We start from the raw sequence: 22,743 nt of genomic DNA, 5'->3' as shown, positions 1-22,743 counted from the left end.
GGCGACTCTCACTTTACTCTGGGATTCTATATCCAAAATCAACCATGATGCTCTGCGCCCTTGGGCTAGACATAAACTCGATAAAGTCTTTCGCTTGAGCTAAATTCGGTGTGTCTTTGATGATTACGGCATCTTGCAAAATCTGGTGATGCAGATGGTTGGGAACCACCCAATATGTCCCCCCAATCTCGCTACTTGGATTGAGTATCTGGGACAGTGCTAAAAACGCAAACTGGCTATTATGGGTGGCAGCAAATTGATAAGTGGCATTCAGCCCCTTGCCAAAGATGTAGTCACTCTTTTTCTCTTCATAAAGGCCAATAGCTTCCAAGTACTCTTTTGCCGCCTGGCCATAAGGAGCAACGGCTGGCTCCGGTATCGCAATACGGCCTGAAAGATTCGGCTTATGATCATCACTTTCTGGGTGGCCCCAGACGCTGTTTTTTGACCACAAAACCAAAGTCCCCTCTGCATAGGTAATCGGCGCTGTGGCTTTTCCTTTTTCAAGCAGGTATTGAGGTCTTGCTTGATCGGCAGAGAAAAATACGTCAAAAGGTGCGCCATGCTCTATCTGACTGGTGAGTTGTCCACTACTGCCGGTAGATATCTCAATCAAAGTATCGTGCTCTTCTTGATAGGTTTGAGCGAGTTTTTGCATTGGAATGAAGAAGTTATTCGCGACTGCAACCGTTAGGTTTTTTGATTCAGCAAAGGCTGCTGCACTCATCAGCCAAGCGGTAATTGATATCAACCAAGTCAGCATAAATGTGTAGTGCTTTTTAGTAACGTCCATGTTTTCTCTCCTAGAGTTTTTTTATCCACTCTCGTTGCATGTAGTGCCTTGCCCTTTTCTCATGCAACTCACGAATGGAAGGCAAGGCTTCTTCAAAACTCGCCACCATCGGTGGCTTTTCAGCGTGACAAACGAGAATGTGAAAACCAATTTCACTGCGTATTGGAGCGCTAACCATATTCTTGGGTAGCCACTGCAATACGGACTCGAGTTCCCCAAACAGCTTTCCAGACTCACACCAACCAAGTCTTCCCCCCTCCATTGCACTGGGACATTCAGAATGACGCAATGCGGTGGTTGAAAAAGTGTCTACCGTCACCGTGTCATACAGTTGGTGAATTCGTTTTTTGGCCTCTTTAACCGTGTTTTCCGGATAGTCATCATTGATTGTTAAAAGAATCTGACTGACGTCCCATGCTCGTGCTCGCGAAAACTTATCTGAGTGATTTAGGTAGTAATCATAAGCATCTTGATGAGCTAACTCGGGGATATCTTGACTCACGTGATCCAGTACCGCCTCAACGACAAGCTGCTGCTTTAGTATCTGACGCAAGTCGTTTTCCTCTAACTTGTGTTTCGAGAGCGTCAGCTGAAACTGGTAGATATCCCCGCATTGATCCACTAATTGCTTGACTGCCTCAGCAACGTCCCCGTCCGATACATTGATTATTTTCGCCTCAGGTGCAGCGCAAACCTTGTTCTGCAGCGTCACGGTCTGCCGAGCAAGTTTTTGGATATGGGCTTGTTCTGCATCATTCAGCTCATTCATGTTTAATGCGAACTTTTCATGCGAGAGCTTTAAGCACTGGTAATGCAGTGCGACTGAACTGTTTACTGTCATTCACATACCCCACTTAACCGTTCATTACACACAACTCTGACTCTTCAGAATCAAACGCATTCAACTGGTCTGTTGGCTGTTCAGGCAACTGTTCAGGTAACGGCTCTGGTCTTTGCAACGCTCCTTGCTCCAGCCACACCCACTGCCCTTTGGCTAACACCAAATATTGCAGTAAGCCAGTATCTAAGTTTCTTTTTATATCTCGGATCTCAACCGTCTCGTTTTTTCGTGCGAAGACTTGGCCTTTGTGAGCCAAGCTATAATTTAGTGGTACTCTTTGCTTACGATAAAAAATATTCTCTTGCCAAGGTAAGTCTGACGTGAGTAACTCTTCGTTGCGAACCCCAATTTCTCTATCTTCACTTGGGAAATACACCCTAAAGATGATCTGGTTTTGCAGAAAAAAGCCTAAGCTCCGAACATAGCCAATTTCACCTGCCTTAACGAGCACATTGCCTTTACTAGAATCATCAGTCACGGAGCCATCATTGCGTATGGTTCTCACAACACGCACTTCATCACCAATTTCAAAACGTGTTTCTAAATACATAGATTTCCCTCTCTACTTCCGCCTAATCCGTGCTGCACACAGTACAAGAACCACATCGACTCGGCGCTAACGGAAGGTGTTTCCCTTTCAATACCGAGTAATATGCCTTAACAAATGCTTTCTGATAGTGAACAAACTCAGGCTGTGGATACCGCTCAATGTTGTCGGCAAATTGCCTAAGAATCGCCACTCGTTTCCCCGAAACTTCATCAGCTCGATACTCGATACCAAATAACTCAAAACACTCTTCTAGATTGTTTAACGTACTGATAAGTTCTACATCCTCCATACCATCCCCTCACTTACAACTGCTTAACCAATCTTTGGATATCTTCTTTTGTCGGGATACGTTTGTGGACTTCACTCCACTGAGATATTGCATCGGTTAACCTCACATAATGATCTGAAGGCATCGCTATCTCCATCTGCCCAAGGAGTGCTCTTACCGCATGACTACCGGAGTGTTTACCCAATACCATTCTATGCTCTCGGCCTACCAACTTCGGGTCGAAAGACTGATAGTTGTTTGGATGCTTCAATAGCCCATCAACATGAATGCCAGACTCATGAGTAAACACCTTGTCACCGATAATTGATTTATGAGGAGCATAACTTTGCCCTGAACACGCCCTAGCCAACTGACATAGCGAAGGAATTCGCGACAAGTCGATTCCCGTAACACCGCTATTGAGTACTTTTAGTGCGACAGCGACTTCTTCTAATGGCGCATTGCCTGCACGCTCTCCCAGCCCCATCAGAGTAGTATTGATGGCTGTCGCACCAGCTCGTATTGCTGCTATTGCATTCGCTGTAGCCAGTCCGAGATCATTGTGAGGATGTGCTTCAATCTCTAGATTCGTCGCGGTCACTAATCGTGAGACCTGCTCGTAGGTGGTAAAAGGGTCTAATACACCGAGTGTATCGGCATAACGAAGCCGTTTAGCGCCTGCTTTTTCGGCCTCTTCCGCGATACGTGTTAATACAGAAATTGGCGCGCGCGATGCATCTTCCAGTCCAATACTCACCTGATATCCATGGCTGCATGCCAAATTAATCAGTGTCACCATCGATTGAAGCATTGCGTCGATATCAATGTTGAGTTTATAGCGACGATGCTGCTTCGATGCGGGCACCGAAATATTAATCCAGTCCACTTGGGTGCTGATACACTGAACGACATCTTCGCGTTTCATGCGGGACCAAACCATCAACTCGGCTTCAGGGATCGCTTTTCTAATCTGTGCAATGGTTGAAACTTCCCCCGCCCCCATTGCTGGAATCCCAACTTCAAGCATGTTCACCCCAGCGGCATAGAGCGCTTTCGCTAGCTGAACTTTCTCTTCGCTCGTAAAGGCAACACCTGGGCTTTGTTCTCCATCACGCAGGGTCGTGTCATTGATTGTGATTCTCTTTGCCATACTCAGCCCCTAAATCAGCCATACACAGGTGCAAATGAGTCCGCTTTTTCACTATTGGTGTCACTGTCCCAATAAGGCGAGAGTTCTCGAAGCCGTGACACGATACCTGGCAGTTGCTCAAGTACATGGTCAATATCCGCATCAGTATTGAATTTTGAAAGTGAAAACCTAAGCGTCCCATGCGCCGCTGATAATGGAATGTTCATCGCTTTCATCACATGGGACGCTTCAAGGGAACCGGAGGTACAAGCAGAACCCGAGGATGTAGCGATACCCACCTGATTTAGCAGTAGTAGCAGTGCTTCGCCTTCAATATATTCAAACGCAATATTGGTCGTATTAGGCACACGGTTATCAATATCCCCAGTCACAAAGCAGTGTGGAATGGTGTCGAGTAAGCCAAGCTCCAATCTATCTCTCATTGCTTCAATCGATACGGAGTTCTCTGCTATGGATGCCATCGCGATTTCTGCCGCTTGCCCCATCCCTATAATAGAGGCGGCGTTCTCAGTGCCTGCTCTTCGGCCACGTTCTTGATGACCACCTCGTAAAAGCGGTCTGAATCGTGTCCCTCTTCTCAAATACAGTGCGCCGACCCCTTTTGGACCATGAAACTTATGAGCAGACACCGACAACATATCAATGTGTGTGTCTTTCACCGTATATTTCATCTTGCCAGTGACTTGCACCGCGTCCACATGCACCTGAATTTTAAACTGTTTTGCTAGCCGTGCGACGCGCTCAACGGGGAACAAGGTACCCGTTTCGTTGTTCGCCCACATAAGGGAAACAATCGCGACGTTGTCGCTTAACGCTGCAGTAAGCTGAGACATATTCAGGCGACCCTGGCCGTCCACTTCAATCCAATGAATCAAATAGCCTTTTCGTTCTAAATACTCACATAGAGACAAGGTAGCAGGGTGTTCAACCACTGTCGTAATGATCTCTTTTCTTTCCGGGTAAGCTTCAAGAGCCGACAAAATGGCAGTCGCAGAAGCTTCTGTTGCTGAAGCAGTGAACACAATTTCACTGTCAAACTCCGCGCCAAGCAAGTGAGCAACTTGTTTGCGAGCACCTGCGACCGCTTTACCCACTTGAGAGCCAATCTGATGGATGGACGATGGATTACCATAAAACTCACTGAGATAAGGCATCATTGTCTCAAGTACGCTTGGATCTATTTTAGTGGTGGCGTTGTTATCCAAATAACACACCGGAGCTTGTGGTTTATCCATGATGTGTACCCTCCAGACGTTTTTCATTACTCACTGGAAAGACGGTGATGGATCGCCCCAGCTTCTTAGAGACCTTATTTTCGATGTTCATCGCTGTCATACCGGCCATCCCGCATCCAGAGCAGGCACCTTCCAGTGAAATAAACAGTAAGTCATTGTCTAGCTCGACGATGTCCACTTGACCGCCATCAGCTTCAATTGAGGGTCTTACTTCAGCAATCACTTGCTCTACCAGTTCAAGTTCGCTGGTTTTATGCTCGGTCGCTTCGAGATCCTCTGTCGCGTACTCTTCTAAACACGCCTCTAGCACTAACTCTATTTTTTCATGACACGCGGAACACCCGCCGCCCGCCTTGGTGTAGTTGATAACATCATCGAGGGTGGTTAACTTGTTCTCTCTTACTACCTTCTTGATCAACACGTCATCAATCGCAAAGCACTTACAGATCAGCTCACCCTCTTCTTCGTGTTCATCGACTATCTCTCCTCGGTAATCAGCAATAGCGGCTTCTAATGCCTCCATTCCCATTACAGAGCAGTGCATTTTTTCTGGTGGCAGGCCATCAAGGTAGTCAGCGATATCTTGGTTGGTCAGTTGACTCGCTTGATCGAGAGATTGACCTATAATCAAGGTCGTAAGAGCCGAGGAGCTGGCAATAGCGCTTCCACAGCCGAATGTCTGAAAGCCTGCATCTTCGATAATTTCTGTTTCTGGATTCACTTTTAGGGTTAAGCTCAACGCATCACCGCAACTCAATGAACCAACTTCACCCGTCGCATTCGCGTCTTTCACTACTTTGGCGTTGTTTGGACTGAAGAAGTGTTCCTTCACTTTTTCTGAATAATCCCACATAACCACTCCTCACAATTTTTGTTTTCTAAGCTATTACTAGGGTAATTGCAAGGAACAATCCAAAAACAAATAATAGTTAAGTCATTGTTTAACTTATACTTAGTTGATATTAGGAAGGTCAATCAAGAAGGCTTGTTGTAAAGCTGACAATTGAAATTGTCAGCTTTATCACACAGTTATGCCTCAAAGGTATGGCAGTTTTTACTACACACTTTGTCACACGACTGACAGCCAATACAGTCGCTATCATCTTTAATGGTCATCACCATGATAAGTTGATCATCACCATAATCGTCTTCGATTTCTGACTCGGTTAGATCAAACACATCTCTTGAGCACACGTTATAACAACGTCCGCATCCGATGCACTTAGCTTCATCTAACCCAGATATGAATTTCTGTTCCCAAGGCTGACCGCCTTTGGTTACTCCTAGTGTCATTTCCATATGTTGCTCCTAGTAATCCCATGGTTCCTCAAGTAGCGCGTCCAAATACGCCTCTCGATCAAATTGGCCGTGTTTTGCTTCAATGAGTGCACGTTGCAGCCAACTCTCTTTTGGGTGGTTTATTTCAAATTGAATTTTGTAAAGACAGGTGTTGATCTCCGTCCCGACATCCACTTTCACTGGATAGGTTTTGAGATTAAGCAGTTGCTTGAGTGCAGATGTCCCACACGCATTGCAAAATACCGCGTGACAATGAGAAAGCGCTTGTGTTTTGTCGGTAAGCTTCTGCTTGGTCATTCCGTGATCGGTGAAGTCAATCGCATCCATCAGCCGATATTCTTCTTTGCTCACGCCATAGACTAAAAAGGTACGCGCTTGTCCAAAGTGCTGATCGACGCAGTGTCTATCCTTGGTTGCAAATGCAACTAGTACAATCGGTTTAAAATGGTCATCAGTATTGGCGATATGTAATTTACGCTCCCACATACACAACCTCACTTGGTTCGAACTTGTATTGACTGATGTGGGGAGCCACTTCTTGTTGTTGATTATCGAGTAAGAGGTTCGCCACTCTGAATATCTGCGCTCTCGCCCCTTCATAGCCAAATTGCAACAGATCAGTGTTTCCAAACTGGTCATGACAAGGGTAGCCCACTTTGACTAGAGGCACTTTGCCTTCGGTAAATGGTTGAATGTGTGAATTACCAAAGATGATCTTCACTTCATTCATAACTGGCTCCAGATAAGACAAATCACCGATGGTAACGGGCTCTACAATAGTGTCACACCACTTAGCAGGATAGCTGGTTATAATGGATTTGAAGCTCACCCCCACTTCCTTAAAAATAGTGTACAGCCCATAAGCCAGATCCGGCTCGCTGGCGATAGCGATAGGTGAGTTAGACAGCACGAAATGTGTATCGAGCATCGCGTCTTGAAGACGTTTACGGCCTCTCTCAATCCACTTGGGCACTGGCAGACCGGTATAGTGTGAGAGCTCGCTCAACAACTGGTCGGTTCCCCTTATACCTTGATTAACGCATAGGTAAGGCGTTGAAAATCGTATTTCTAACCATTTCGCCAATGAGCGCCCCGACTCTCCTAGTACCAATGTTAGACCGCTCGACGACACTCGTTTCACCGCCGAGATCGATGTCCCCCCAGTTGAAGTGGTGGAGTGATCATCACTATCCAAATGTCCATCCAATGAGTCTGCGATGTTAGGCAAGAAAATCGGCTCTAAATCAAAGGCCGCTAAATATCTTTCTAGCAACTCAATATCTGCCGTTGTCGTTGATGCAGAGCAGATAACATTGATCTGGTTATGAGTGGTTTGAGTCGGTGACGGATCAACACACTGTTTCACCACGGATTCAACCAATTTCGCAAAACCAGTTTCCATCGTGCCTTTAAAGTCTGGTGTCGAAACGGGAACAATGTCGATATGTGCCCACTGAGGATGATGACTCTTAAAATTGGCAATGATGCGCCAGATGTCACAGCCTTGCATCTCCACCAAACCTGTCGTTAAAACAGAAATACATTGCACCTTTGCGTCCTTACACAGGTTCTTTAGCGCAGTTTCCAAGTTGTCTTCCGTTCCCATCACTGCAGCGACTTGATCAACAGCGGTGTTTTGAATCGGAAAAGGCTCACGAAAGTGGGAAATTAAGAAAACTTTGCTGAACGCACTGCACCCTTGAGAGCCATGAATCAGAGGCATTGCACCAGCAAACCCCATTGTTGCCAACGCCGCCCCCGTCGCTTGGCTGGTTTTTAATGGCTTAGACGTAAGCGCACTTTTTTGAGTGTGAACAATACTCATAACACCTCCTCCCCTAATCCAGCAGCTCCCAGAATTACCTCTCCGCTTTCTTTAGCACTTGTTGGTAGTACTTCTACCTCAGCTTTTGTGCTCCAAGGCGGTTGAGATTTAGCGTGCTGCCAAACCGGGCTTTCAAGAGTGCGCACCAACTCCTCAGCCAACGTCACCATGCCCTCATACCCCGCATAGGCGTGTTCTCGTTCTTGGTTAATATCCAAAAAAGGAATCTTGGCTTTTATTGCCGTATACATATTACGGCCACCCGCAATCATGACGTCAGCATCATACTGGTAGCATGTATTGAGTAAGCGCTTTGCGCCACCATCATCGAGCATCCGCACTTCGTCCCCCATGATTTGCTCAATCCGTGCTTTATCGGCCGCAGTTGATTTTTTGGTCCCGGTTGCGATGACTTTTATACCCAACTCTTGGAGAGCTGACACCACCGACCAAGACTTCACCCCTCCGGTGTATAGCAGCGCACGCTTACCACTTAAGCGCGCTTTGTATGACTGTAAGCGCTCACGAGTGCGTCTTTCCTCTCGACGAATCACCTCTTCGACATGCTGTGTGAGTTTCGGATCATCCAGCAGTAAAGCAAACTGACGCAGGGCATGAGAGGTATCTTCAATGCCATAAAAACTGCCCTCAAACCACGGTATCTGCCACCGCTCTTCGAGCTTTCTCGCCACGTTGATTTGCGCGCGCGAGCACACCACCATGGCAGCATCCGCTCTATGCATAGTTTGTATTTGATGAAACTGAGTATCCCCCGCCATACAACACAGTACTCGTAAACCTAACTCTTCGAAAAGTGGTGAAACATGCCAGAATTCACCCGCGATATTGTATTCGCCGATCAACACGATATCGTGTACTCGGCGACTCGAGTCATGAGCCATCAACGGCTTTTGTGGTGGCTCTGCGCTACCGATCACCCTGTCCACCATCACTTCCCCTGCAATACGGTTACCAAAGTTCTTGCTACCGTAAAAACCCGCAGCATCGACTGTGATACAAGGGATACCCCACTTCTTCTCAGCTAATGAACAAATCGCCTCAACATCGTTACCTTCAAGGGCTGGCACACACGTGACGTAAACAAACACGGCTGGAGGGCTATGGCGGTCAATCAACTCTTTAATAGCATGTAGGAGGCGTTTTTCAGCCCTACCCATAATCACATCTTGTTCATTCAAGTCGGTGGTAAAGCCATATCGAAATAGATCTGAAGCGCTTGAGCGTGTACCGCGATTATCCCAACTGTTTCCTGCACACGCGATCGGGCCATGTACAATGTGTCCAACATCCGCAATTGGCAATAGACTAATTTGCGCCCCATCAAAACAGCATCCACCAGCGGTTGCCCCTGGCGTAGGCCGAGCACAACCACTTTTCTCACTTTGGTTGTGCTCGCAAGCGGGTTCATTTTGTAGCTCTGAAATTTGTTTTCTATCCATAACATCGTCCATATTGGATGGTTTTTTGATATGGCCTGCAACAAACATACCCAAGATAAACCTAAAAAAATCAGAACCTTAAATTCGACGATAAATACAAAACATCAGCCATTGTCATAAAGTGGACAAACTTTCTCGCCAACAATCAGAGGATTGCGGGCGACTTCTGCCGCTCTTACTCTATCGACAGACTCTGTAGAGATAGCAATTTGCTGAAAAACATTCATAATCTCGTTAAACCACATTAATTGAAGACATTTTCCTATGACAAACTTCCAATACTACTTCCAACAACTGCCTTGCTTTAACTGCAAAAAAACCAAAGTCAGCACCGACCTGGGTTGGCTGACTGAGGCGATGAAAGACGACGTATTGGCGCAAGTAGAGGCTATCGTTGCTAAAGGTGAAATTGAACCTGACATTTCTGTCAACGTGGCGTGTTCAAAAGAAGAAGCTCGTGACTATTTGCTGCTTAACTTCTATGGCTACTCTGAGGAAGAGCTTGCTAACGACATCGAAGCAGAAGATGAAAAAGAAGTCGCGGACGAAATCGCAGAACAGCTTGCTCAAGGCAATGAAAAGGCGGTATTTGAGCACGAAATCGCACTACAAAGCTGTGCTGACTGTGACGTAGAGTAACGATAACTCTGTAGAAATAGGGATCTGCAATGACAGATCCCTATCAACCACGCCACTTTAGATAGCGATTCAATTAGGCAGACTTTATCCATCGCGGGTAGCCTACTTTCAACTTATCACTCAACTCACCTAATCGTTCACTGACCTTTTCTGGTGACTTCACTTTAATGGGGTGTACTTTTGCTCTGGTGACTTTTGCAGCCGCTGGGCCACCAATGGAGAGGGTAAAGAGGATATGACAGTCATCAATTAATGAGACCAAATATTGCGCTCGCTCTTCACCTTTTGCATCACTGTCTACTTCTCGAACCTCCTTTAGTACAAAGCCAAGATCCGTCACTTTATAGATCAAGATTCGTAAACATGAGCCAAAGTGACCGTCAATTTCTTCGCCATTATTGGAGGTGATACCGACATAAATAGGCTGTCCTTCCAAGTTATCTTGTTGCGGCGAAGGGGGCGCTTCTCGGTCTCCCACTCGAGTCAACTCTGTATAGGCGGAATCAAGCTGATTGCGTGTGAAATTGCCTTCCAGTTTACTCGCCATAGCTCGCCAGCGTTTTGGCGTAATGGTATTCAAGGCTTCCTCAGACACCTTACCGCTTAGGTTGGCATTAAGCAGCTCAATGAGCTTTGTTGGCTGATGATAGTTAAGCGCAAGCATCGCATGGGCGAGCTTTTGTGCTACCGATTGAGACAGCGCTTCGGATATTGATGCCATAACCCTACCTCTCCTATGCAGCTTGTAAGCGCTTGGCGCGCACACTTATTGGGAGCTTGGGCTTCACTCCATACGGCTCAACGTAATAGATCGCGCCGTTGGCCAAGGTCAGTTCCCCTCCCCACTTTTCCTCTTCATCAAACTCGATTTGAGTGATGACTTCTTCTAAATCCTTTTTGGCAAGGTAGAGGGACAGTTCACCTTGCTCGGTATATTGAATCATGACATTTGCCATTATCGACTCCTTCCATGTCAAACATAAAAAAGGCTTTCTCCAAGCTATGCATCTTTGAAGAAAGCCAAGACTGACTTACTACTAGCGGACGAGGTCGAAGCCGTAGTCAGTCAAACCAAGTTTATTGGTGTCTCTATCCAACTTCGTGAGGATTTCATTCACGAGTGTTTTCAAGATATACATGCCACCTTCATAGCCAAGAGTGGTCTCTCTGTGTAAATGGTGACGGTCAAAGATTGGGAAGCCGATTCGAACTAACGGCACCTCAAACTCTGCACCTTTGGCGAGTGTGTCGCGTTCAATAAACTTGCCGTAAGAGTTACCAATCATGAGATCGGGTTTCTCAGTAAACATCAGTGAACGGAAATGCCATAAGTCCTTACCAACAAACACTTGTGCATTGGCAGAATAAGGAGACTCTGCACATAGCGCTTCCATCTTCTTACGCCAGCGTTTGTTCGCATTGTGACAAAGCACGTGTTTGATATCACAGCCCAGCTCCGTCAGGAACTTCACCATGCCTAGCAAGTAGTCTGGATCACCGTAAAGTGAGATTGAAACGCCATGCAGCCAAGTATGAGAATCTGTCATCATATCCACCAGACGACCGCGCTCTTTGGCAATCTCATCGGGGATCGGCTGACCGGTTAGCTCAGACACCTTCATGACAAATTCGTCAGTCCAATCGAGACCCATTGGGATCTTGGTATCAGGGGTTTCCTGCTCCCATGTAGTGTTGATGAATTTACGACTCTTCACTGAGTGCTCTGGTTGCAAGAACAGTGTGGCCTTCGCATTAGGCGCTGACTTAACCTCACTGATTGGAGTACCACCAGCGTACATGCGATATTCCCCGTCTGCTGGTGTATCTAGCACTTCTGAAGGGTCACACAATACAGAGTAATCTACGCCCATTTGATCGAGCATGCGCTTGATAACTCGATAGTTACCCAAATACGTTTCAAAACCCGGAACAATATTCAGTTTATTCTCGCTCGCGACTTTGTATTCGCCTTTGTCAGCCAACGTAAAGTAGCGAAGCATGCCTTCGAACATCGCGTCCCAACCATTTAGGTGACTGCCCACAAAACTCGGTGTGTGGGCAAATGGGGTTGGCACATCCGCTGGAATAAAACCTTTATCCTTTGCGTTACCGATAAATGCATTCAAATCATCACCGATGACTTCTGCCATACAGGTGGTAGAAACGGCAATCACCTCTGGTTTATACAGTGCATACGCATTTTGCAGACCATAGAAGATATTGTCTTGACCACCGAAAACCGCTGCATCCTCTGTCATGGAGTCAGACACACAGGCTACAGGCTCTTTGAAATGGCGATTGAAATAGGTTCTAAAATAGGCAACGCACCCCTGAGAACCATGGACATAAGGCAAAGTATTTTCGAAACCCAAACCACACAACACACTGCCTAATGGCTGACACGCTTTTGCTGGGTCGATGGTGATGTGTTTGCGTTCAAAGTTTAACTTTGCGTACTCTTCAGAAGTTGTCCAGTCGAACACTTCCTTTACTTTTTCCGGGCTAGCAAGCTCCTCAAAATTAGAGCGCTTCTCAGCTAGCATGCTTTGGTAATCCTCGTCATTAAATAACGGGAAACCTGGTTTGATATCATCAACTTTTTGAGTCATAGCTCATCTCCTACCACGTCACTCATCCGTGAACGGTGGCTCGGTTATTCGCATTAACAAACGATTCGCTTACGCTGTTTCAGCGAGTACGACATCGTCTTCTTGTTTAGCAAGCCAAGGGGCCTGCATTTTTGCCCAGCATGGGTTGTTGAGTGTAAGGTCCATATCACGCGCAAATATCGCAAAACCATCAACACCATGGTAAGGGCCTGAATAGTCCCAACTGTGCATCTGACGGAATGGGAAACCCATTTTCTGGAAAACGTATTTCTCTTTCACTCCAGAACCAATCAAGTCTGGGTTGAGTTTCTTCACAAACTCTTCCAATTCGAAACTTGAGGCATCATCAAACAAGAGCGTGGCTTCTTTCATCTCTGGTACGGTCTTCACATAATCATCGTTATGGGCAAACTCATAACCTGCACCAACGATATCCATACCAAGGTCTTCATAAGCACCAATAATATGGCGTGGACGCAGACCGCCGACATAAAGCATCACTTTCTTGCCTTCTAGGCGCGGACGATACTTATCAATCACCGCTTGCCACTGCTCTTGATACTTGGCAATCACCTCTTCGGTTCTTGCTTGGATCTTCTCGTCGAACATCGCAGCAATTTTGCGCATTGACTCAACGATTTTGGTTGGACCAAACAAGTTGTATTCAACCCAAGGCACACCGTGTTTCTCTTCCATGTAACGCACGATATAGTTCATCGAACGATAACAGTGGACAAGATTGAGCTTCACTTTTGGCGTGTTCTCCATCTCTGTCAATGTGCCGTCACCCGACCATTGAGCAACAACGCGCAGCCCCATATCTTCGAGGATGATACGTGATGACCAAGCATCACCACCAATGTTGTAGTCACCGATAATCGCCACGTCGTAATCCGTTGACTCAAATTCAACTTGATCAGATTTGCTCAACACATGGTCACGAATGGTATCGTTGGCAATATGGTGCCCAAGAGATTGTGACACCCCACGGAAACCTTCACAGCGTACCGGCACAATGGTTTTGCCTAACTCTTCTGATTTGGTTTTAGATACCGCTTCAATGTCATCACCAATCAAGCCAACTGGACATTCCGACTGCACGGAATAGCCCTTCGCTAGTGGAAACAGTGCATCAATTTCATCAATCGCAGCGGCGAGTTTTTTATCACCGCCAAATACGATGTCTCGCTCTTGGAAGTCGGTGGTGAAGTTAATCGTACCGAATGTATCAACGCCAGTAGAGCCAGTGTAGTAGTTTCGGCGTCCTGCTCTTGAGTATTGACCGCACCCAACAGGACCGTGCGAAATGTGAATCATATCCTTCACGGGTCCCCATACGACCCCTTTCGAGCCAGCATAAGAACAACCACGCACCGTCATCACGCCTGGTAAAGACTTACGGTTTGACGTAATACACTTGGTACTGGTCTCGTTAGGGTCGTTGACGGTTAAGTGTTTTTTTCGCTCTTCACGAGCAACCTCGGGGTAAACCTCGAGAATTTCATCAATAATGGCTTGTGTGTCTTGTTTATTCATCGACATCCTTGCCTCCCAATGTTTAGTTGGATTCCTAGTCACACGGTGCCACTTTACGCGGCAACCTCTTCACTTGCAGCCTTACCGATGATGCTTTCATCTTCTTCATCGATGATACCGAACTCCATCAACAACTCTTCAAGCTCATCCATTGTCACTGGGTTAGGAACAACAAATAGTTCGTTCGCGATGATCTTTTGAGCCAGTGAGCGATATTCGTCAGCTTGGTTACAGCTTGGATCGTACTCGATTACCGTCATGCGACGGATCTCTGCGCGTTGCACGATGTTGTCACGTGGCACGAAGTGAATCATTTGGGTACCGATTTTTGCAGCTAACGCCTCGATAAGCTCATCTTCACGGTCCGTATTACGCGAGTTACAGATAAGGCCAGCTAGGCGCACACCACCTGACGTCGCGTACTTACAAATCCCTTTCGAAATATTGTTCGCAGCGTACATAGCCATCATTTCGCCTGAACAAACGATGTAGATCTCTTGTGCTTTATTTTCACGAATTGGCATTGCGAAACCGCCACACACAACATCACCGAGTACGTCATAGAATACAAAATCGAGGTCTTCCTCATAAGCGCCTTCCTCTTCTAGGAAGTTGATCGCGGTAATAACACCACGACCCGCACAGCCGACGCCTGGCTCAGGACCACCTGATTCAACACAGCGAACATCGCCATAGCCGACTTTCAGTACATCTTCTAGTTCGATATCTTCTACCGAGCCAGCCTCAGCAGCCATCTCCATAATCGTGTTTTGTGCTTTAGAGTGAAGAATCAAACGCGTTGAATCCGCTTTAGGGTCACAGCCAATAATCATGACTTTCTTCCCTGCTTCAGCGAGTGCTGCTACTAGGTTTTGAGTAGTCGTAGATTTACCGATACCACCTTTACCGTAAATTGCACATTGACGAATTGCCATGGTCTATCTCCTTATTAAATTAGACTCATGGTGTGTAGTGCGAGAAACATACCAACAGATTAAGTCACATAAATACAATGACTTAACAACATTGTTGGCGTTAGCTTGATGTACAAACACACAAAGGTTTGTCGGGTTTGTTACATGGTTTTCTTGAGAACAGGTAGGAGGAATGAGGTTGAAGGTTTGAGGGAATGCCTCCTCTAGTGCGGCATGGGCTTGCTATTGGCACTAGAGGATTGAACGGGAAGAGTTAGTTTCGGCAGTTACCCGCTTTGCGGTAGCCTGCCTCTATTGCTGTTAGCTCTGAGCTGAATAGCGCAATGTTGTTTTCGCTGATTTGGTTGTAGCTCGGACAACCCTCTGGTAAGTGGTAGACCTTTGAGCGCTTGTTACCACGAACAAAGCTGGCATCTAGGTTCACTGGAACACTGTTCGCACTGTACGCGTCCATCATGCCTTCACGACTGTTCTTGTGGCCAAGAGTCCAAGTGCGCTCACCTGTCACAAACGGATTGCTGTGCCCCATTTGTTTGGCGATACGCTCATCTCTCTCTCGTTCCCACGCAGAGACTGGGTAGGTCTTATCCCATAGCATTAAAATTTGCTGCTGCGCCGTCGACATGTTCAGACCATAACGATCAAACATGTAGAAATAAACGCGTGCTATCTGCCCTTTTACTTCGTTTCTTGGTTCCGCAAGTCGATTCTTAAAGTCGACTTTAAAATCACATTGGCCATAAAAACTGGAGCGTTGATTAAACTGACTAAAATTGAAGTTGGAGCGGTCGCCATTGATCTCACCAATAGACGGCGTCAAGTTATGCATGTCCGCTTCCATCACGGCAAACACGGGATCGTTGCGTACGCAGTTTTTTCTACCACCCTCTTGCCAACATTGACGGGCACGGCCAAAGTTGGATGCAGGCACAATATGTTCCCACTCTAATCGCTGAGCGCGTGTTTCATTCTTGCGTACTTCATAGCCACAGCTTTCAAGGTTGATTCGGCCACCACTGCGACCAGTAAACTCATACTGACAACCGCAGTAGAATGTACCGACATCGGTTTGATCAAAATACACCTTCTCTTTGGCAAGAACTTTGGCGTGACTAAAATTGTTTGGCGCTGCTTGAACAGCAATCGCAGAAAAGACGAAAAGAATCGAAACAAAACATCGAAAGAACATGCAACAACCTAATACATATCGAGCATCTCGCTCACTAATCACCCAAAAACTGGGTCGGGCACTCATTGCCCTATTGATAACGTGGATAATATAGGAGTTTTGTATTTGCGACTATATTCACATTTCTATTTATGTGATTTAGTGAAGAGAATGATATGTATCGCAAAGTATACATTTTCAGATTGGATGAAGTGGACGTATCTAGATCGGCTTTTAACTAGGGCTAGATCAAAACAGGCTAGCAAAAGTGCTAGCCTGTGGAATCACTTGGGTCGAAAGCTTAGAAGCGGCGACCTAGAGCAACAAAGAGTGTTTCACGAGAGCCGAAGCCTGCTTCGAATAGGATGTCCCAGTCTCGGTTGAACGCGTATTGGAAACCTGCGGTGCCATTCCATTTGTCGTCTGCGCTTTGTTGTACTTCAAAACCACCATCACCGACAATACCAGCTAACTCAGGGATTAAATCAGCAATATTGCCCGAGAGATATTGCTGCACGTCTTGGTACATCGCACCCACCCAAAGTCGTAGTTCTCGTCCACCATCATACTGCCAACGGTGACCAACACGTGGTGCTGCTACAAAAGTCTTGATATCGCCATCTATCGCTTTAATACTGGTGTAGGTGTAGTTCATATCAACCAGTGCAAACCAATCACCAACTCCTCCAGCGATAGTTGTTCCTACACCGTAAGTACCACCTTCCATATCGAGAGTAAAAGTCTGGCCTTCAAATGCACCTAGTTCATTTGCCGTATTCAGCGCTCCACACGCAATTAGCTCACCGAAGTTAAGTCCCGAAGGGTCACATGTAACTGAGTTAATCGGTGCTTTACTTTCTCCTCGTGTATAACCCAAAATTCCATAAACATTAAGGAATGGAAATATCCACACATCACCACGCAAAGTAATGTTAGAGCCACTAAAATCCGCTTTGTTCGCATCAACATCAATTGCTTCAAGCAAAGGAGCTCCAGTCAGCCCAATACTATTTACCGTAATCGGGTTACTCATATCCATATAAGATAGAGAAAGGCCATATGGTTTCGGTAAGGTATACCCACGAGCTTCTGCTTCTTCACCCCAAATCGGGAAGAAAGAGTCTTGTGCAAATGAGAAAGGTGCGCTGACCACTGCCAAAGTCAACATTAAAAATTTTTTCATATCATTTTTCCAGAGATTGGAAAACAACGACAAAGTGATAGTTATTTGTATAAAGGGTGGCTAGTTACCCAGCTCACCGAATTGTCTTGTTTTCTTAATAGTTACAATAACTATAGAAGCATTTTGCTACTATTTTTTACCATTGCTAACTATTAATCATTGCTTGCTAAATTATCTGCATTTTAATTAGGGTGCGCATGCTACCACCAGCCATCGGCGTGATCAAGATAACAATTTAATGCAGCAAATGATTTAAAACTGGCTTAATTGACAATTGAGTTTTGGCGGATAATGAGGGGTTACAAGGACCGTAACCCCTTATGGGTAAGAGTATTAACCGAGGGTAGGACGTACCCTTTGAGCTGGTAAGGCAGGAACGATCATTTTAGGCGCGGCTTTTTTTGCTTTTGGCTTGATCGCATCTTTAATATCACTCACCGGAACAAAGATTCTTTGACCATCTCGAACCACTGATACATAAACTTCTCGCGTGATCTCTTCACGAACAATCCAGTTACCATTATCTAAGCGTTTAACGTCGCCTTTAACATTGCCATCGACACCGCGCACCTGCCATGAGTCTTCATCAGTGTTCTTTTTCGCTGAGATCTCCTTGTCGCTGTGCAGAGCCGTGACGGTGATGCCCTCTTCATTAATGATGATTTCACCAACGCGACGTTCACCCCAATAAATTGTGTAAAGTGTTTCTTGATCATCCGAGCGCTCTTTAACGACACCCATTTTTGCATCTGGGTTTTGAATGTGCCTTTCAATTGGGTGCGTTGGTACTGGTACTTCCTTATCAATATCAGGAATGTACACGTAGCCTAAATCAAAGCCTAAGTCAGGTCCTTCATCCACTTCTGGAGCATCATTACCAAAGTTTGGATCAACATTTTCGTATCCTAAATCACCATCAAATTTCGGTGGCGTAGTCTCACCTCCACCACTTGTTCCTCCTGATGAGCTACACCCAGCGGCTAGTGAGACAAGTAAAGCGATTGAAGTCAGTTTTAATACACGTTTCATGTATACCTCTATAAGATTAAATCTACTAAATTTTGATTAAGCCCAAATCATTGGAGCATTACCAAGGTGGTTAGAACGAAACCCCTAGCCCATATGACACGGACCATTCTGAGCTTTTCGATTTATCTGCCCCGATAGTGATGCTGACGTTGTCGAGCATGTAGGTAAGGTCTAGGCCGTAAAGTGCTTCATAGTTTTTCACTTCATGTTCTAGTCCTTCTCCCTCTAACTCATGTGAATTTTTGATTTGACGCACACCGAGTGACGGCGAAATGTAGATCTTATCTGTCGCTGCCACTGGAAACGTTAACGATAAGTCGCGTTCGGTGTATGTTGATGAGTAATCAATCTCATCGTTTGTGTGCTTGTAACGATAGAGTGCTACTTCAACACCTAGCCCGATACCTTCCTGCTTATAGCGTGTGTAACCAAAGTACATATCCTTCGAACTTCCCTCAAACAAACCGCCAAAAGAGAAACTGTCAATATGTTGTTTTCCCCAATCATCTTCTGCTAACGCAGGCGATGTTCCCATAAACAATAAGCTCAATGACAGAATCAATGTTGGAACCACTTTTCGTGTTTTGCTCAATGAAAGCCTCCTAGTTGATGTACCCGCAACAGTGCTGGGCTTGGATGCAGTCATATTGACAAGTTAAGAGAAGTAAAAGAAATGGTTGATTTTCATAGGCGCAATAACGTCAAGTTATAGTTATGACGCAAACCAATGACTATGGGTATATCAGTGCTCAGTGAGAAAGAAGAGAGACTTCTGTATTGAAAACCGCCAGTAAAAACCTATGTTGTAGATAAAGGTCATTGTGCGGAAGGGTGTGTATGAGGAACGATGAGATTCAAAGCTTGCGGAACTTAGACTTTAACTTATTAAAAACACTATTAGTGTTACTTGAGCATAAACACATCTCAAAAAGTGCAGAGATCCTATTTATCTCTCAGCCAGCGGTAAGTAAACAACTGAATAAGCTTAGGGATATGTTTGACGATCCTTTGTTGGTCAGAACCGGGAATCAGCTCGTCCTCACTCCTAAAGCAACACGTCTTTTTCCTTTAGTACAGAATCTCTGTCAGCAACTTAGAGCGCTCGTATTGCCTGAAGAGCTTGACCTCACACAGATCGAAGCCAATGTCTCCATCATGTGCTCCGACTACGCAAGTCCTAACTGGATGACACAGCTTCTTGCTCAAGTGAACCGAGAAGCACCGAATGTCAGTATCACTTGCAAAAATTGGAGCGAAGAAAACATTCAGAAACTCTATAAGGGTGACATTAACTTTGCATTGGGCCCCATGGTTGGAGCTGAGTCTTTGTGTGAAAGTGCGAGTCTAGGAGACCATGAAAATGGCTATATAGCGCGTCATGACCATCCTCTATTTTCGATGTCGCAGGATGAGAAATCGCTCGCTTTAAAGACATTCCCGTTAGTCAAAATGAAAGGCTCTAAACGCTATCAACAAATCTATGAGAGTGCATTCGAACAGAACGTCACTCTTATTGACGAGGTCGGTCTTTGGCTCGCTTTAGAAACTTTGAAAACCACCAATGCAATCATGGTTGGCCCCAAAAAGTTTGTTCAGTCTCTCACACTCTCAGGTGAGTTTAATTACGAGACACTTGAATCATTACCCTCTATTCCGATCGCCGTGTGTTGGACTTCAGGGCTGACCAGTGACCCGTTCTATCGCTGGTTTTGCGATAAGGTGGTCACCATTGGTTTGAGTCTCGTCAATCAGAAATAGATGGCTAACTCGTCACTCTCATTTGCTCATTGGTCACGTCTCGAGTCAGTTCCAACGTGACAGGCAGCAATACCAAGCTGTAGACAAGAATGCTACTCAGCGCGATGGTGAGCACGACACCAATCGAGTGCATACCTTGGTGCTGCGCTAGAATCAATGCACCAAACGTCATCAGTGTCGACAAGCAGCTTACTACACTTGCCTTCGGTGTTGAGGTAGCGAAAAATGCATGGATATTGCCTACAGATCTGAAGCGGTTGACAATATGAATGCCATTATCGACACCCAAACCGAAGATTAGTGGAATAACGATAATGTTTGCCATGTTTAAAGAGAGATTTAACCAATGCATCATTCCCAACGTAGTTAACGATGCCAACGTGAGTGGAATAAAAATGAGAGCAATGTCCTTCGCTCGGCGAATCGTCGTTGTCAGCAACAAAGTTATCGCAACGACAGCGATAACGATCGCCATCTGAAAAGCACCGACGATAATTTTACCCACTTCTTGCTCTGCCACCGCGCGACCACTCGCATTAGGCGCAATCTCTTGCACTTGCTCGATAAATTCTTTTACCGAGGCAACATTCGTCATATCACCATTTGGGACAATGGTTAATAAGTACTGCCCCTGCTCACTGACGAAACGAGAGAGCAAATCTTGCGGAATCTGATCAATGCTTGGAGCAGGCTTAGCAACCATTGCCCCAGCCAAATCTTGTGTCCCGGCAAATAGCAACATCGCATTTTGCGCCGGGAATTGCTCCGGAAGCGCTTCTGCCTTGCTCCACTGCTGGTCTAATGCAAGCGATCTGAACGCTTCATACGACATTGGTTCTAAAGGCGTAATGCCTGCAACCGCTTGATTCAGTTTGGCTTGCCTATCAGTCCAATCTGATGGAAGAAAATCATTGGCTATCGTCACGCTACTCACGGTATCTAATACCACTAATTCGCTTTGCCAATGCTGAGCCTGCGCATCATCGCTTGCTATGGCGTAGAGCTGATAACTTGAGCCTAAGCCTAGCTCTTGTAAGCGACTGAGTGAGAGGACTGAACTAGACTCTGGATTCTTCAATACCAACGTAGAGAAATCAAACTTGAACTTCGTTGCCCCCCAACCCATCACGATGAACAGCGCGAGAGACAGCATTACGACCCAATTTCGTTGACTCTCTAGCCAAGCGCCATAGCGTAAACCAAATCCATGGTTCACTTGATGCTTCACTTTAGGGTAACCGAATAGCTCAAAAAACAGTGGGATAACGACAAACGTGGCAATCAAGCCCAATATCATTCCCATGGCTGAAATAACACCTAACTCACCAAGTCCGGAGTAGGCCGTCGGATAAAAACTCATAAAGCCAATCGCAGAAGAGAGCGCGCACAAACCAAGAGGGCGAAATGAGTGCTTCAATGCATGTTTAATGGCAGTTTGATTGTCTTGACCACCCGCACGAAGTTCTTGGATATGCAGGCAGAGATGAATGGCGAAATCGACAGCAAGGCCGATAAACATCACCATAAAGACGATGGAAATCGTACTGTAGTGACCTACAACGGCCAACCCTGCTGCGAATGTCCACGTTAAACCTATCAACACCGTGATGTAACAAGCCACAATCACTCGGAAAGAGCGGATACCAATCGCCAAAATGAGCAGCAAACCAAATAGTGAAGCGCTACCTGCCAATGCAATGCTGTCATTCGCATCTTTGATTTCGTCATAATCCAGCGGAGTTTGCCCTGTGTATTCCACTGAGACACCCTGAGGTGGCTCTACAGAGGCAAGAACTTGCTCTACTTTTGTTATCACCTGTTGGTTCGGATTTTTCTCCGAGTTGTCTGGCTCAGCGGTTAACGTGACAACGTAATTTCTTGGTACTGACACCACGTCACTTAGGCGTGTTTCCCATGCAACTTGCTCACCGGTCGCGGCCTCTAAAAGTGGGTTCAAAGGGCTCTGAAGATTCTGGCCATTTTCTGCAAGCAGCACAAAATATTGTTCAAGACTCTGCATTCTGGCGGAAACAATTGCTGGTCCTAACTGATATTCAAACTCGTCACGTAACTTTGAGAAGTCCACTTCATCAATAAAGCCCAGCGCGTACTCATCAAACCATTCAAATGTGCTCGGTGCAAATACATCGGTAAAGACTGAATGTTGGCGAAATTCAGCGGCTAATTGCTGTGTGTAGTTTTTTGCCGCTTCGGCGCTCTGAGCACTATCACTGCTGACCAAAACCAGGACATTACCTATATCAGGGAAGGTCTGGTTGATCCTCTCCAGATTATCTACCCACTCTCCTTCCTGTTTCACCAGCGACGAAAGATCGGCATTAACTTCAAAATGGCGCTGACCATACCATGCGCTGTAGGCTGTGGTAACAGTAATGAGGAGTGCAATGATGTATGGATGGCGATGCAATAGAGAAAACAGTTTGTTCATGCGAGAAACAGGCTAA

At 45.9% G+C, this 22,743-nt stretch carries 23 protein-coding genes and 1 pseudogene; 2 read left to right on the top strand and 22 right to left on the bottom strand.

Annotation, left to right across the window (positions count from 1 at the left end; genetic code table 11):
• Nucleotides 1–13: 13 nt before the first annotated feature.
• The 12 genes from modA to GT360_RS21985 all read right to left on the bottom strand — a co-directional run bounded on the left by modA (nucleotide 14) and on the right by GT360_RS21985 (nucleotide 9,648).
• Nucleotides 14–793, bottom strand: a complete 780-nt coding sequence (gene modA, locus GT360_RS06380; protein ID WP_164648068.1) for a molybdate ABC transporter substrate-binding protein — start codon at nucleotides 791–793, stop codon at nucleotides 14–16.
• 10 nt (nucleotides 794–803) lie between these two features.
• Complete coding sequence (locus GT360_RS06375; protein ID WP_164648067.1) at nucleotides 804–1,634, bottom strand: peptidylprolyl isomerase; 831 nt, start codon at nucleotides 1,632–1,634, stop codon at nucleotides 804–806.
• A gap of 13 nt (nucleotides 1,635–1,647) precedes the next feature.
• The gene (locus GT360_RS06370) at nucleotides 1,648–2,184 is read right to left on the bottom strand and encodes a nitrogen fixation protein NifZ (RefSeq protein ID WP_164648066.1); all 537 of its coding nucleotides are present in this window, start codon (nucleotides 2,182–2,184) and stop codon (nucleotides 1,648–1,650) included.
• 22 nt (nucleotides 2,185–2,206) lie between these two features.
• Nucleotides 2,207–2,473, bottom strand: a complete 267-nt coding sequence (locus tag GT360_RS06365) for a nitrogenase-stabilizing/protective protein NifW (RefSeq protein ID WP_164648065.1) — start codon at nucleotides 2,471–2,473, stop codon at nucleotides 2,207–2,209.
• Nucleotides 2,474–2,486: 13 nt separating this feature from the next.
• Nucleotides 2,487–3,602, bottom strand: coding sequence for a homocitrate synthase (gene nifV, locus GT360_RS06360; protein WP_164648064.1), 1,116 nt, complete (start codon nucleotides 3,600–3,602; stop codon nucleotides 2,487–2,489).
• 14 nt (nucleotides 3,603–3,616) lie between these two features.
• The gene (gene nifS, locus GT360_RS06355) at nucleotides 3,617–4,837 is read right to left on the bottom strand and encodes a cysteine desulfurase NifS (RefSeq protein ID WP_164648063.1); all 1,221 of its coding nucleotides are present in this window, start codon (nucleotides 4,835–4,837) and stop codon (nucleotides 3,617–3,619) included.
• Nucleotides 4,830–5,690, bottom strand: a complete 861-nt coding sequence (gene nifU, locus GT360_RS06350; protein ID WP_164648062.1) for a Fe-S cluster assembly protein NifU — start codon at nucleotides 5,688–5,690, stop codon at nucleotides 4,830–4,832. Before nifU ends, nifS begins: the two co-directional genes overlap by 8 nt.
• Before the next feature lie 176 nt (nucleotides 5,691–5,866).
• Entirely contained in the window at nucleotides 5,867–6,136 is a 270-nt protein-coding gene (gene fdxB, locus GT360_RS06345) for a ferredoxin III, nif-specific (RefSeq protein WP_164648061.1), read from the bottom strand.
• 9 nt (nucleotides 6,137–6,145) lie between these two features.
• Nucleotides 6,146–6,622 carry a NifB/NifX family molybdenum-iron cluster-binding protein gene (locus GT360_RS06340; protein ID WP_164648060.1) on the bottom strand — a complete coding sequence of 159 codons (477 nt, stop codon included), beginning with the start codon at nucleotides 6,620–6,622 and terminating at the stop codon, nucleotides 6,146–6,148.
• Nucleotides 6,609–7,961 carry a nitrogenase iron-molybdenum cofactor biosynthesis protein NifN gene (nifN, locus tag GT360_RS06335; RefSeq protein ID WP_164648059.1) on the bottom strand — a complete coding sequence of 451 codons (1,353 nt, stop codon included), beginning with the start codon at nucleotides 7,959–7,961 and terminating at the stop codon, nucleotides 6,609–6,611. Before nifN ends, GT360_RS06340 begins: the two co-directional genes overlap by 14 nt.
• Nucleotides 7,958–9,421 (bottom strand): nitrogenase iron-molybdenum cofactor biosynthesis protein NifE, encoded by a 1,464-nt coding sequence (gene nifE, locus GT360_RS06330; RefSeq protein WP_164648058.1) that lies wholly within the window; start codon nucleotides 9,419–9,421, stop codon nucleotides 7,958–7,960. The genes nifN and nifE overlap by 4 nt, the downstream gene beginning before the upstream one ends.
• Before the next feature lie 104 nt (nucleotides 9,422–9,525).
• The gene (locus GT360_RS21985; RefSeq protein ID WP_275426973.1) at nucleotides 9,526–9,648 is read right to left on the bottom strand and encodes a hypothetical protein; all 123 of its coding nucleotides are present in this window, start codon (nucleotides 9,646–9,648) and stop codon (nucleotides 9,526–9,528) included.
• A gap of 37 nt (nucleotides 9,649–9,685) precedes the next feature.
• On the opposite strand from GT360_RS21985, the gene GT360_RS06325 reads away from it, so the two are divergent.
• Nucleotides 9,686–10,060: a hypothetical protein gene (locus GT360_RS06325; protein ID WP_164648057.1), complete on the top strand. Its 375-nt coding sequence runs from the start codon at nucleotides 9,686–9,688 to the stop codon at nucleotides 10,058–10,060.
• Between the two features lie 73 nt (nucleotides 10,061–10,133).
• Here the strand turns inward: GT360_RS06325 and GT360_RS06320 are convergent, their stop codons facing one another.
• From GT360_RS06320 to GT360_RS06280, 9 genes and pseudogenes are all read right to left on the bottom strand, one after another.
• Nucleotides 10,134–10,781 carry a NifB/NifX family molybdenum-iron cluster-binding protein gene (locus tag GT360_RS06320; protein WP_164648056.1) on the bottom strand — a complete coding sequence of 216 codons (648 nt, stop codon included), beginning with the start codon at nucleotides 10,779–10,781 and terminating at the stop codon, nucleotides 10,134–10,136.
• A gap of 13 nt (nucleotides 10,782–10,794) precedes the next feature.
• Complete coding sequence (nifT, locus tag GT360_RS06315) at nucleotides 10,795–11,016, bottom strand: putative nitrogen fixation protein NifT (protein WP_164648055.1); 222 nt, start codon at nucleotides 11,014–11,016, stop codon at nucleotides 10,795–10,797.
• Between the two features lie 81 nt (nucleotides 11,017–11,097).
• On the bottom strand, nucleotides 11,098–12,669 hold the full coding sequence (gene nifK / locus GT360_RS06310; RefSeq protein WP_164648054.1) for a nitrogenase molybdenum-iron protein subunit beta: 1,572 nt from the start codon (nucleotides 12,667–12,669) through the stop codon (nucleotides 11,098–11,100).
• Between the two features lie 69 nt (nucleotides 12,670–12,738).
• Nucleotides 12,739–14,211 carry a nitrogenase molybdenum-iron protein alpha chain gene (nifD, locus tag GT360_RS06305; protein ID WP_164648053.1) on the bottom strand — a complete coding sequence of 491 codons (1,473 nt, stop codon included), beginning with the start codon at nucleotides 14,209–14,211 and terminating at the stop codon, nucleotides 12,739–12,741.
• A 47-nt stretch (nucleotides 14,212–14,258) separates the two neighbouring features.
• Entirely contained in the window at nucleotides 14,259–15,140 is an 882-nt protein-coding gene (nifH, locus tag GT360_RS06300; RefSeq protein WP_164648052.1) for a nitrogenase iron protein, read from the bottom strand.
• Between the two features lie 505 nt (nucleotides 15,141–15,645).
• A pseudogene (locus tag GT360_RS06295) lies at nucleotides 15,646–16,329 on the bottom strand (endonuclease); the annotation flags it as partial.
• A gap of 280 nt (nucleotides 16,330–16,609) precedes the next feature.
• On the bottom strand, nucleotides 16,610–17,491 hold the full coding sequence (locus GT360_RS06290; RefSeq protein ID WP_164648050.1) for a hypothetical protein: 882 nt from the start codon (nucleotides 17,489–17,491) through the stop codon (nucleotides 16,610–16,612).
• Between the two features lie 333 nt (nucleotides 17,492–17,824).
• Entirely contained in the window at nucleotides 17,825–18,520 is a 696-nt protein-coding gene (locus GT360_RS06285; protein WP_164648049.1) for a hypothetical protein, read from the bottom strand.
• Nucleotides 18,521–18,590: 70 nt separating this feature from the next.
• Nucleotides 18,591–19,112 carry a hypothetical protein gene (locus GT360_RS06280; protein WP_164648048.1) on the bottom strand — a complete coding sequence of 174 codons (522 nt, stop codon included), beginning with the start codon at nucleotides 19,110–19,112 and terminating at the stop codon, nucleotides 18,591–18,593.
• A gap of 245 nt (nucleotides 19,113–19,357) precedes the next feature.
• On the opposite strand from GT360_RS06280, the gene GT360_RS06275 reads away from it, so the two are divergent.
• Nucleotides 19,358–20,278, top strand: a complete 921-nt coding sequence (locus tag GT360_RS06275) for a LysR family transcriptional regulator (RefSeq protein WP_164648047.1) — start codon at nucleotides 19,358–19,360, stop codon at nucleotides 20,276–20,278.
• A 4-nt stretch (nucleotides 20,279–20,282) separates the two neighbouring features.
• Here GT360_RS06275 and GT360_RS06270 read toward each other — a convergent pair whose 3' ends face one another.
• Nucleotides 20,283–22,727 (bottom strand): efflux RND transporter permease subunit, encoded by a 2,445-nt coding sequence (locus GT360_RS06270; protein ID WP_164648046.1) that lies wholly within the window; start codon nucleotides 22,725–22,727, stop codon nucleotides 20,283–20,285.
• Nucleotides 22,728–22,743: the final 16 nt, after the last annotated feature.

It is taken from the genome of Vibrio astriarenae (assembly GCF_010587385.1).
Lineage (GTDB): Bacteria > Pseudomonadota > Gammaproteobacteria > Enterobacterales > Vibrionaceae > Vibrio > Vibrio astriarenae.
Note: the sequence above shows the minus strand (reverse complement) of the source record. Positions and strands in the feature narration are given on the sequence as shown.

What these genes read in the sequence shown, in the direction of transcription:
- modA (WP_164648068.1), bottom strand. Translation starts at nt 793, where the DNA reads ATGGACGTTACTAAAAAGCACTACACATTTATGCTGACTTGGTTGATA.
- GT360_RS06375 (WP_164648067.1), bottom strand. Translation starts at nt 1,634, where the DNA reads ATGACAGTAAACAGTTCAGTCGCACTGCATTACCAGTGCTTAAAGCTC.
- GT360_RS06370 (WP_164648066.1), bottom strand. Translation starts at nt 2,184, where the DNA reads ATGTATTTAGAAACACGTTTTGAAATTGGTGATGAAGTGCGTGTTGTG.
- GT360_RS06365 (WP_164648065.1), bottom strand. Translation starts at nt 2,473, where the DNA reads ATGGAGGATGTAGAACTTATCAGTACGTTAAACAATCTAGAAGAGTGT.
- nifV (WP_164648064.1), bottom strand. Translation starts at nt 3,602, where the DNA reads ATGGCAAAGAGAATCACAATCAATGACACGACCCTGCGTGATGGAGAA.
- nifS (WP_164648063.1), bottom strand. Translation starts at nt 4,837, where the DNA reads ATGGATAAACCACAAGCTCCGGTGTGTTATTTGGATAACAACGCCACC.
- nifU (WP_164648062.1), bottom strand. Translation starts at nt 5,690, where the DNA reads ATGTGGGATTATTCAGAAAAAGTGAAGGAACACTTCTTCAGTCCAAAC.
- fdxB (WP_164648061.1), bottom strand. Translation starts at nt 6,136, where the DNA reads ATGGAAATGACACTAGGAGTAACCAAAGGCGGTCAGCCTTGGGAACAG.
- GT360_RS06340 (WP_164648060.1), bottom strand. Translation starts at nt 6,622, where the DNA reads ATGTGGGAGCGTAAATTACATATCGCCAATACTGATGACCATTTTAAA.
- nifN (WP_164648059.1), bottom strand. Translation starts at nt 7,961, where the DNA reads ATGAGTATTGTTCACACTCAAAAAAGTGCGCTTACGTCTAAGCCATTA.
- nifE (WP_164648058.1), bottom strand. Translation starts at nt 9,421, where the DNA reads ATGGATAGAAAACAAATTTCAGAGCTACAAAATGAACCCGCTTGCGAG.
- GT360_RS21985 (WP_275426973.1), bottom strand. Translation starts at nt 9,648, where the DNA reads ATGAATGTTTTTCAGCAAATTGCTATCTCTACAGAGTCTGTCGATAGA.
- GT360_RS06325 (WP_164648057.1), top strand. Translation starts at nt 9,686, where the DNA reads ATGACAAACTTCCAATACTACTTCCAACAACTGCCTTGCTTTAACTGC.
- GT360_RS06320 (WP_164648056.1), bottom strand. Translation starts at nt 10,781, where the DNA reads ATGGCATCAATATCCGAAGCGCTGTCTCAATCGGTAGCACAAAAGCTC.
- nifT (WP_164648055.1), bottom strand. Translation starts at nt 11,016, where the DNA reads ATGGCAAATGTCATGATTCAATATACCGAGCAAGGTGAACTGTCCCTC.
- nifK (WP_164648054.1), bottom strand. Translation starts at nt 12,669, where the DNA reads ATGACTCAAAAAGTTGATGATATCAAACCAGGTTTCCCGTTATTTAAT.
- nifD (WP_164648053.1), bottom strand. Translation starts at nt 14,211, where the DNA reads ATGTCGATGAATAAACAAGACACACAAGCCATTATTGATGAAATTCTC.
- nifH (WP_164648052.1), bottom strand. Translation starts at nt 15,140, where the DNA reads ATGGCAATTCGTCAATGTGCAATTTACGGTAAAGGTGGTATCGGTAAA.
- GT360_RS06290 (WP_164648050.1), bottom strand. Translation starts at nt 17,491, where the DNA reads ATGAAAAAATTTTTAATGTTGACTTTGGCAGTGGTCAGCGCACCTTTC.
- GT360_RS06285 (WP_164648049.1), bottom strand. Translation starts at nt 18,520, where the DNA reads ATGAAACGTGTATTAAAACTGACTTCAATCGCTTTACTTGTCTCACTA.
- GT360_RS06275 (WP_164648047.1), top strand. Translation starts at nt 19,358, where the DNA reads ATGAGGAACGATGAGATTCAAAGCTTGCGGAACTTAGACTTTAACTTA.
- GT360_RS06270 (WP_164648046.1), bottom strand. Translation starts at nt 22,727, where the DNA reads ATGAACAAACTGTTTTCTCTATTGCATCGCCATCCATACATCATTGCA.